Here is a 9,793-nt window from a genome sequence, read left to right as displayed (position 1 = left end):
AAAACACAATGGTAGCATACGGAATCGCAAAGGCAAGAGCAATGGCAAACAGAACGGACTGGAACGAAAGAACCGAAATCACAAAGGCGGTCATCACTTGGTTTGATGCGGACTACGAATACGAACTGGAGATTGAAAACGAGCACAGAATGGACAACGAGGAATTCACCGCATGGGTTGAGGAAAACGCAGAAAGCCTTGCAAAGGCAGATGCCGAAAGCCTCCATACGGTTTGCGAGGAAATTGACAGCATTGACTTTACGGAAAAGGAAATCGATGACGATGCCCTTTTCGATGAGGAGTACGAAAACGCCTGCGAATTTGAATGGGTGACTCCCCACGGGGTGGGGAGATGTCCCGAAGGGACAGAGGGGACGGGCACCTGTTAGGTGTGCCAGACCGGCCGGTAACCCAAAGCCCACAACCCAAGACCAAAGCCCCGAAAGGGGCTGCGGCTCGTACAGCCGCTGTGTTGCCCTGTCCGGCGTAGTTTTGTTTCCTCCGAGTGGTTTTCCCTTTCCCACAAACGCCCCACACAGGGCGGCACAAAGGCTCTTGTTTCGTTGGTGTATGATACACAAGAAAGTGCCGACATTCCATCGCTTTTTCTGTATGTTTAGCCGCTTGCAATCCTTCCGGAAGTATGGTAATATACATCATGCCAAGAGGCAAAGACAACGAAAACTGGAGGAAAAAACAATGTGGACAGAAGAAACAATTCAGGTAGGAACGAGCACTTTTCACTACTGGGTGAAACACTATGAGGAGCCTTCCATTTTTGGATATGAGGAAGGCAGAGCCTCGAAAATCTCCCTGCAGCGGAATGGCACAACGGTGTTCAATTTCGACCGGGGCATGGATATTCCGCCGGAGGATGCGGAAACCAAAACTGCACTGGCGATTCTGCTGAAACAGTACAACTGATTCTTCCAAAACCGAATCCCACAAGCCAGAGCCGAAAGGCTCTGGTGGTCGTACACCTGATTTTTGTTCGTGTATGATACACAAGAAATCGTAGAAATTTCGATGCTTTTTCTGTTCATTTAGCCGCTTGCGATCCTTGAATTTGTATGGTAACATGGTTACAATGGTGCGCCAGTTCGGTGCATAAGATATAGTCGAGTGAAAATCTTGACCTGATAAAGCATAGCAAGCAGTCAGTACACAGCCTTGAAGTCGAAGCCGTGAGGTTAGATTTAAGCGTAGGCAATGGAGTATGAGAGCCGCAATGCGAAAGCGTGAAGCTATAGAGCTCCGTAATTTATGTTGTTAGCGGAAGTCGATGCAGTCATTGTTGCAGCAGACAGCATCAGCAGATTCGTTAGGCGAGAAACTGCTGATTCCACCGGGGTCCGAGGGCGTGGCGAGTATACAAGGTATCTTATGCATACCTGGGAGGTCTGACGGATTCCTCAACAGAGGTAGGAAAATTGAAGTACATAAAGTGCGGAGAAATTCCGATGGTCTGTCAGAAGTCGGACTGTCTCATAGTAGCTGCGAAGTCTGTGAAAGCAGATGGAGTGAAGGGGACAGCAAATAATCGTTCTCAAAGAAGAAACATGTGTGACACAGGAGGTCAAATCAGATGGAAACGAACTCAATGAGAATAAGCAGCCAATCCAGACGATACGCAAAAGTGCAGAATCTGATGCACAATGTCAATGAACAAAATCTTATGGCACAGCATAGACATCAAAAAATGCATAAAGCCCCCGGTATCGATAAGGTGGACAAACAGAGGTATGAAACCCATGTTAATGAAAATATTGGTAACCTGGTACAAGAAATGAAGAAGTTACAATACCGACCATTACCAGTACGCAGAGCCTATATCGACAAAGGCAATGGGAAAATGAGACCTTTGGGAATACCAGCTTATGAGGACAGACTTGTACAGGGAGCAATGGCAGATATACTGAATCAGGTATACGAGCCAAGATTTCTTGACTGTTCCATGGGATTCCGCCCGAATCGCAGTGCTCATGACACAGTAGCATATATCAATCAAGTGATAATGTGCCGAAAGGTTAATTATGTGCTGGAAGCAGACATCAGAGGATTCTTTGATAATGTAAATCATGACTGGATGATGAAGTTTCTCGCAAATGATATTGATGACAAAAATTTTCTGCGTTATGTAAAGCGGTTTCTGATTGCGGGAATCATGGAAGGAACAGAATATCATGAAAGTGATAAGGGGACACCACAGGGTGGGCAAATATCCCCGATTCTGGCGAATGTGTATCTGCATTATGTGCTTGACTTGTGGGTAACCGCAGTAAAGAAGCACATTAGAGGACAAATTTATTATGTCAGATATGCAGATGATTTTATCATTATGTTCCAGTACTGGGACGATGCACAAAAAGTTATGACGGCATTAAAGCCAAGACTTGCAAAGTTTTCACTGGAACTTGCGGAGGAAAAGACGAGAATTTTCAAATTCGGAAGATTTGCAGAAAACAAAGAGGAGTTTGACTTTTTGGGATTTACATTCTTTAACACGCATACAGCGAAAGGAAAATATCGTGTCGGAATCCGTACCAGCAAGAAGAAATTGAAAGCGAAACGGCAAAAAGCAAAAGAGTGGTTGAAAACACGTCTCAACAAGAATGTGACTGAAACAATGAAGTTAATCAGAGTAAGTCTGTTAGGGCATTACAATTACTATGGCGTGAATGGAAATTATATGCAGATGCGAAAGTTCTATGAATATTTAAAATATGTCACGCACAAGATGCTGAATCGCAGAAGTGAACGAGCGCATATGCGATGGGAAAAGTTTAACAAGATTTGGGATTATCACATTCCAAAGCCTAAGATAACTAAGAACATCTGGAATTGGTCTGTAAAGATTGTTTGAAGAGCCGTATGCCTTAATAGGGCACGTATGGTTCTGTCGAGGGGCGGCGGCAGTAATGTCGTCCGTCTACTCTACGGAATGGAATCTCGATTAAAAAAAGCCCACCGGGGCATAAAAATAAATGATACAGACTTGCTTTTTGGCAGGTCTTTTTTGTTGAGGGAGGTGATGCAATGGCAAGATTTAAACCGACCCGTTTTATGGCGGTGGATTCCAAGTATAACAAAAAGGCGGCAGACTATGCTGTTTCTTTTATTGAGTGTCTGAGCCACACCAAAGGCACATGGGCAGGAAAAAAATTTGAACTGCTGGACTGGCAGGAACAAATTATCCGTGATCTGTTCGGGATTCTGAAACCGAACGGCTATCGTCAGTTTAATACAGCATATATTGAAATTCCGAAAAAAATGGCAAGAGTGAGCTTGCAGCTGCCGTCGCTCTGCTATTAACTTGTGGTGACGGAGAACAACGAGCGGAGGTCTATGGTTGTGCCGCAGACCGACAGCAAGCCTCGATTGTTTTTGACGTTGCCGCAGATATGGTTCGTATGTGTCCGGCTTTGATGAAAAGAGTCCGGATACTTACTGCACAAAAAAGAATTGTATACACACCAACAAACAGCTTTTATCAGGTGCTTTCGGCAGAAGCCTATTCCAAGCACGGTTTCAACATTCACGGGGTTGTGTTTGATGAACTGCATACGCAGCCGAACCGAAAGCTGTTTGATGTTATGACCAAAGGCTCCGGCGATGCGAGAATGCAGCCTTTGTATTTTCTGATTACCACTGCCGGAACGGACACCAACAGCATCTGCTATGAGGTACACCAAAAGGCGAAAGACATTCTGGAAGGCAGAAAGCACGATCCGACTTTCTATCCTGTCATTTACGGTGCAGATGAATCGGAAGACTGGACGGATCCGAAGGTTTGGAAAAAAGCAAATCCATCCCTCGACAAGACAATCGGCATGGATAAGGTGGTGGCTGCGTGTAATTCTGCAAAGGAAACTCCCGGTGAAGAAAATGCTTTTCGACAACTGCGTTTGAATCAGTGGGTAAAACAGGCGGTGCGTTGGATGCCGATGGAGAAGTGGGACAAATGCAAGGTGGCTTTTGATGAAGAGATGCTTGCGGGGCGTGTTTGTTATGGTGGACTTGACCTATCTTCTACTACGGATATTACAGCTTTCGTGCTTGTCTTTCCTCCAACAGAAGATGACGAGCATTATTATGTTCTTCCCTACTTCTGGCTGCCGGAAGAAACGCTGCCCCTCAGAGTAAGACGTGACCATGTTCCATATGATGTATGGGAACGGCAAGGCTATTTGAAAACCACTGAGGGCAATGTGGTTCACTACGGTTTTATTGAGAACTTCATCGATGAACTGGGACAGAAATTTCATATCAAAGAGATTGCATTTGACCGTTGGGGTGCAGTGCAGATGTCGCAAAATCTGGAGGGGCTTGGTTTTACGATGGTGCAGTTCGGGCAGGGTTACAAAGATATGTCACCGCCGACCAAGGAACTGATGAAACTGACCTTGGAACAGACGCTTGCCCACAACGGACACCCTGTTCTTCGTTGGATGATGGATAATATTTTCATTCGCCGTGATCCTGCCGGAAACATTAAGCCGGATAAAGAAAAATCCACAGAGAAGATTGATGGTGCAGTTGCCATGATTATGGCTCTTGACCGTGCAATTCGCTGTGGATGTGTGTCTGATGAGTCGGTTTATGATACGAGAGAGATGCTGGTGTTATAGGTTTGATTATCTTTGCAAACTGGAATTTTCAAATTAGTCTTTGCAAATAACCTTTGAACCTTCACCATCAATTACAATTCCCTGACGGTTGTTAATTGGGCATAGATTCAAATCCGAAAACTCAGTCATTATTTTCTCGGTAACTTTCTTAAATGGTGCTGTAAGATAATGCGGAAGAACATAGAAATCAATCAAATCAAGCCCTGCATCATCTTCTTGTGAGTAGTCCTCCGGCTTTTCATCCATTTGTTCAATATATTGGATAGTTGGAGCGCATATAATCGCACCCGCCGATTCACCAATCATCAGTTTTCCCTTTTCCAATTCCTTCTTCAATAGCTCATCCGTTCCCGTTTTACGGAGCTGATCCATAAGGAAGAAAGAATTTCCCCCAGTAAAATATATCACATCCGCATCTTCAAAAACGGACTGTACCGTTAAATAAGCCTCTGTTGAAATATCAATTTCCGTTACGGCCGCTCCCAGTTTATTGAATAGCTTTCGAGCCGAGCCAACATAACCGGTATAGCCTTCACGCAGCGAAGCTGTGGGAATAAATGCGACTTTCTTGTTATCAATTTCTTCTTTTATCAAACTTCCTACACTTGAAAAGTGCGAACATAAAAACAGTTTCATCCATATCCTCCTTGAATAAATTTCGATTTGTAAGGCAGATGCCCTACATTTAGTTTCATATATTATACCACACCCATATACGAAAAGTCAAGAAAAGGAGTTGATTCTCATGGGTATTTTCAGCGGATTCTTTAAGTCCAGAGATAAGCCTCAAAACAGCTATGACAGTCCGTCATACACATATTTTTTCGGCAGAAGCAATGCGGGAAAAAGAGTCACCGACAGAACAGCCTTGCAGCATATTGCAGTTTATGCCTGCGTGAGGGTTTTGTCGGAGGCAATCGCACAACTGCCACTGCACTTATACAAATACAACGAGAATGGAAAAGAGCGAGTGCCACGGCATCCGCTCTATTTTTTACTCCACGATCAGCCAAATCCAGAAATGACATCTTTCGTATTCCGAGAAACCCTGATGTCCCATCTGCTAATCTACGGCAATGCTTACGCACAGATTATCCGAAACGGTCGTGGAGATGTATTGGGGCTGTATCCGCTGATGCCGGATAAGGTCAGAGTAGACCGTGACCAGCAAAACCGTCTGGTCTACATCTACAGCCGCTACGATGAAGCCAATCCAAACCTGAAACAGCAGGGCGATATTGTCCTGCAGGCAGAAGATGTGCTGCATATTCCCGGACTTGGATACGATGGACTGGTTGGATATTCGCCGATTGCACTTGCGAAAAATGCAATCGGCATTTCTATTGCCTGTGAGGAATATGGTGCATCGTTTTTCGGAAACGGTGCAAGTCCGTCAGGTGTTTTGGAACACCCCGGAGTGATCAAAAATCCGGAACGTGTGCGTGATGCCTGGCAAAGAGCCTATGGCGGAAGAAACGCCCACAAGGTCGCAGTTCTCGAAGAGGGCATGAAGTTTACACCCATTGCAATTCCGAATAATGAAGCTCAATTTCTGGAAACCAGAAAGTTTCAGATTGAAGAGATTGCAAGAATGTACCGTGTACCGCTCCATATGATCGGTGACCTTGACCACGCAACATTTTCAAATGTTGAACATCTGTCATTGGATTTCGTAAAATACAGCCTTGATCCTTGGATTGTCCGATGGGAGCAGTCCTTACAGAAAGCACTTCTTTCTGATTCTGAAAAAGGGCAGTATTTCGTGAAGTTCAATGTGGATGGACTTCTGCGTGGCGATTACGCTTCCCGTATGCAAGGCTATGCTACCGCAAGACAAAACGGCTGGATGTCGGCAAATGACATCCGAGAACTTGAAGATATGAATATGCTTTCTGAGGAAGAGGGCGGAAATCTGTACCTCGTAAATGGCAGCTTCACCAAACTTGCTGATGCAGGAGCATTTGCAAATCCAAAAAAGGAGGAGAAAACCGAATGAAGAAATTTTGGAACTTTATCCAAAACGAAGATACATCGGAAACTGAGTTACTCTTTAACGGTCCCATTTCAGAAGATACTTGGTGGGGCGATGAAGTGACACCTGCTTTGTTTCGTGATGAACTCGCAAAAGTCAGCGGAAATCTGACAGTCTGGCTGAACTCGCCGGGCGGCGATGTGTTCGCTGCAAGTCAGATTTATTCCATGCTGAAAAATCACAAAGGCAAGGTTACCGTGAAAATTGACGGCATTGCTGCATCAGCGGCTTCGGTTGTAGCAATGGCAGGCGATGAAACTTTAATTGCACCAACTGCCCTAATGATGATCCACGACCCCAGCACTTGTGCTACGGGAAATAAATCTGATATGGAAAAAGCCATCATCTTGCTTGATGAGGTAAAAGAAAGCATTATCAACGCCTACGAAACCAAATCTCACCTCAGCAGAAACAAGATTGCAAAACTGATGTCCGATGAAACATGGCTCAATGCAAAAAAGGCTCATGAAATGGGATTTGTGGACGGGATTCTTTTTGCTGAAAAGAAGAAACCTTTCCCTCCCGAAGAGGAAGAAGAAAATCCTGATAGGAAAAAGGAAGATGAAGATAAGGAAGATTCCTTGACCGCAATGACCTATTCAAAGTCAAGGAATCTATCTGCATTCTTATCCAAAGTATCTGCATCAGCAGAACCTGTCAAAGGCACAACCATTGACCAGCTTGAAAAAAGACTGGCTCTTTTAAAATATTGATTGGAGGAATTGATTATGACGATTAAAGAACTGAGAGAAAAGAGAAAGAAGGCTTGGGATACAGCACGTGACTTCCTTGACAGCAAGAGAAATGCAAACGGCGTTCTCAGTGAGGAAGATTCCAAGACCTATGATGCAATGGAACAGACCATTGTCGATCTTGGCAAGGAAATTCAGCGTCTGGAAAGACAGGCTGAAATTGAGGCAGAAATGAATAAGGCAACTTCCACTCCTGTTCTCGGCAAGCCTGCCACACCAGACGTAACGGAAAAGATAGGTACAGCGAGCGACACTTACAAGAAAGCATTCTGGAACAGTATCAGAAATCGCAACTGGATCGATGTCCACGATGATTTGCAAATTGGTACAGATGCAGAGGGCGGTTATCTTGTGCCAGATGAGTTTGAACGAAAATTGGTGGAGGCGTTGGAGGAAGAGAGCATTTTCCGCCAGATGGCAACAGTCATCAAAACTTCCAACGGCGACCGCAAGATTCCGATTGTGACTTCCAAGGGCGAGGCTGTCTGGATGGACGAGGAACAGCAGTATTCTCTTTCTGATGATACGTTCGGACAGGCATCGCTTTCCGCATATAAGCTGGGAACAGCAATCAAAATTTCCGAAGAACTTCTCAATGACAGCGTATTTGACCTGCCGTCCTACATCGCAAAAGAGTTTGCACGCCGTATTGGTGCAAAGGAAGAAGAGGCGTTCTTCGTTGGTGACGGCAAGGGAAAACCGACCGGCATTTTCAACGCAACAGGCGGTGCAGAAGACGGCACTTCCACCACAGGTACAAGCATTACATTTGATGATGTCATGGAACTCTTCTATTCTCTGAGAAGTCCGTATCGTAAAAAGGCAGTGTGGGTGCTCAATGATTCCACAGTGAAGGCACTTCGCAAGTTAAAGGACAACACAGGAAACTATATCTGGAGTCCGTCTGTGCAGGCTGGCATTCCGGATACCATTCTCAATCGCCCTTACAAGACATCCAGCTATGTGCCGGAAATCAAGGCAGGCAACAAGTGCATGGCATTCGGCGACTTTAGTTATTATTGGGTGGCTGACAGACAGGGACGCTCTTTCAAGAGACTGAATGAACTCTTTGCCATGACCGGACAGGTTGGTTTCCTTGCAAGTCAGCGACTGGACGGCAAGTTGATTCTTCCGGAAGCAATCAAGACACTCACCATCAAGAAAGCGTGATCAGAGAAAGGGGTTGGAGTGGGTGGTAACTTTACAGGAAGTCAAGCAGTATCTGCGGATTGATTTTGAGGACGATGATACATTGTTGCTCTCCCTTATTTCAACTGCAAAACAGCTGGTAATGGATGTAGGAAGAATGGATGAGGAACGCTTTTCAGAAAACGAAGATGTGATACAGACAGCAATGCTCTACACGGTTTCTTATCTCTATGAAAACCGCAATACTGCAGACTTTTCCAAGCTGACGTTAACGCTTCGTGCCATGCTGTTTGCACAGAGAGAAGGCGTGATTTGATGGAAATTGGAACACTCAATCAGCGAATCACCTTTCTGGAGAATCGTGTTGCTACCGATGAAATCGGCAATCACACTGCTGTGTGGGATGAGGTCTTTTCCTGCTGGGCAAAGGTCACTTTGAAATCTTCTGCAGAGCATACGGACGCTGGTGTGACCAAAGAAACACAAACGCTGGAATTCCTCATTCGGCAAAGTCAGCACTGGATGCCGTCTGTAACAGGCAACCGAATCTTGTTTCGGGATGTTACATACAACATTACCAGTGTTACACCGGATTATCTGCACAAGGACTATCTGAAACTTACTGCAGAAGCCAGAAAGGCAGGACAAAATGACCAGTATTGACAATCTTGCAGAGGAAATTATGCAGGGCTTGCAGGAATATGCAGACCTTGCGGATACCGCCATGAAAAAGGCTGTCCGGAAGTCCGCCACGCAAGTGAAAAACGAGATTTCCGCCAATGCCCCGAAGGACACCGGAAAATATGCAAAAAGCTGGGCAACGAAAAAGACTGGCGAAAACAGTCACTCTTTGGAGATGACTGTCCACAGCAAGAATCGCTACCAACTGGCACATTTATTGGAGAAAGGTCATGCCAAACGTGGCGGCGGTCGGGTATCCGGCAAACCGCATATTGCTCCTGCGGAAGAAAACGGTGTACAGTTGCTGGAGCATTTGATCGAGGAGGCATTGTCATGACTTACGAACAAATCGCAGAAATGATGGAGGAAATGGGACTGCCTTTCGCCTACCATCATTTTGCCGAGGGAGAGAGTCCTGCACCGCCTTTTCTGCTGTTCTTATCTCCCGGAGAGAATACATTTTCAGCGGATAATTTGGCATATTTCAGTTGCAAACAGCTGGACATTGAATTGTACACAGACAAAAAGCAGCCGGAATTGGAAGAACAGGT

The 9,793-nt window shown here is 45.2% G+C and carries 11 protein-coding genes and 1 pseudogene; 11 read left to right on the top strand and 1 reads right to left on the bottom strand.

What is annotated here, in order from left to right:
• The 4 genes and pseudogenes from DXB92_RS12445 to DXB92_RS12430 form a co-directional block, all read left to right on the top strand.
• A partial coding sequence (locus DXB92_RS12445) for a hypothetical protein (protein ID WP_207658602.1) occupies positions 1-389 on the top strand: 389 nt, incomplete at its 5' end.
• Positions 390-699: 310 nt separating this feature from the next.
• Positions 700-924, top strand: coding sequence for a hypothetical protein (locus DXB92_RS12440; protein WP_117734123.1), 225 nt, complete (start codon positions 700-702; stop codon positions 922-924).
• Positions 925-1,585: 661 nt separating this feature from the next.
• Entirely contained in the window at positions 1,586-2,863 is a 1,278-nt protein-coding gene (gene ltrA / locus DXB92_RS12435; protein ID WP_117734122.1) for a group II intron reverse transcriptase/maturase, read from the top strand.
• A gap of 173 nt (positions 2,864-3,036) precedes the next feature.
• Positions 3,037-4,628 (top strand): annotated as a pseudogene (locus DXB92_RS12430) (terminase TerL endonuclease subunit).
• Between the two features lie 33 nt (positions 4,629-4,661).
• Here DXB92_RS12430 and DXB92_RS12425 read toward each other — a convergent pair.
• Entirely contained in the window at positions 4,662-5,264 is a 603-nt protein-coding gene (locus DXB92_RS12425; protein WP_117734121.1) for a Type 1 glutamine amidotransferase-like domain-containing protein, read from the bottom strand.
• Positions 5,265-5,373: 109 nt separating this feature from the next.
• Here DXB92_RS12425 and DXB92_RS12420 point away from each other — a divergent pair, with 109 nt between their 5' ends.
• From DXB92_RS12420 to DXB92_RS12390, 7 genes are all read left to right on the top strand, one after another.
• Entirely contained in the window at positions 5,374-6,624 is a 1,251-nt protein-coding gene (locus DXB92_RS12420) for a phage portal protein (protein ID WP_117734120.1), read from the top strand.
• A complete protein-coding gene (locus tag DXB92_RS12415) occupies positions 6,621-7,373 on the top strand; it encodes a head maturation protease, ClpP-related (RefSeq protein WP_117734119.1) in 753 nt (250 codons plus the stop codon). Before DXB92_RS12420 ends, DXB92_RS12415 begins: the two co-directional genes overlap by 4 nt.
• Before the next feature lie 12 nt (positions 7,374-7,385).
• Positions 7,386-8,582, top strand: coding sequence for a phage major capsid protein (locus DXB92_RS12410; RefSeq protein ID WP_181977073.1), 1,197 nt, complete (start codon positions 7,386-7,388; stop codon positions 8,580-8,582).
• A 22-nt stretch (positions 8,583-8,604) separates the two neighbouring features.
• Positions 8,605-8,877 (top strand): head-tail connector protein, encoded by a 273-nt coding sequence (locus DXB92_RS12405; RefSeq protein ID WP_117734117.1) that lies wholly within the window; start codon positions 8,605-8,607, stop codon positions 8,875-8,877.
• Positions 8,877-9,224 carry a phage head closure protein gene (locus DXB92_RS12400; RefSeq protein ID WP_117734116.1) on the top strand — a complete coding sequence of 116 codons (348 nt, stop codon included), beginning with the start codon at positions 8,877-8,879 and terminating at the stop codon, positions 9,222-9,224. The genes DXB92_RS12405 and DXB92_RS12400 overlap by 1 nt, the downstream gene beginning before the upstream one ends.
• On the top strand, positions 9,211-9,579 hold the full coding sequence (locus DXB92_RS12395; protein ID WP_117734115.1) for an HK97 gp10 family phage protein: 369 nt from the start codon (positions 9,211-9,213) through the stop codon (positions 9,577-9,579). The genes DXB92_RS12400 and DXB92_RS12395 overlap by 14 nt, the downstream gene beginning before the upstream one ends.
• A partial coding sequence (locus DXB92_RS12390; protein ID WP_117734125.1) for a hypothetical protein occupies positions 9,576-9,793 on the top strand: 218 nt, incomplete at its 3' end. The genes DXB92_RS12395 and DXB92_RS12390, both read left to right, overlap by 4 nt.

This window comes from Ruminococcus sp. OM06-36AC (assembly GCF_003438725.1).
Taxonomy (GTDB): domain Bacteria; phylum Bacillota; class Clostridia; order Oscillospirales; family Ruminococcaceae; genus Ruminococcus_C; species Ruminococcus_C callidus.
The sequence above is the reverse complement of the archived record's forward strand: the minus strand, read 5'-3'. Positions and strand labels throughout refer to the sequence as shown.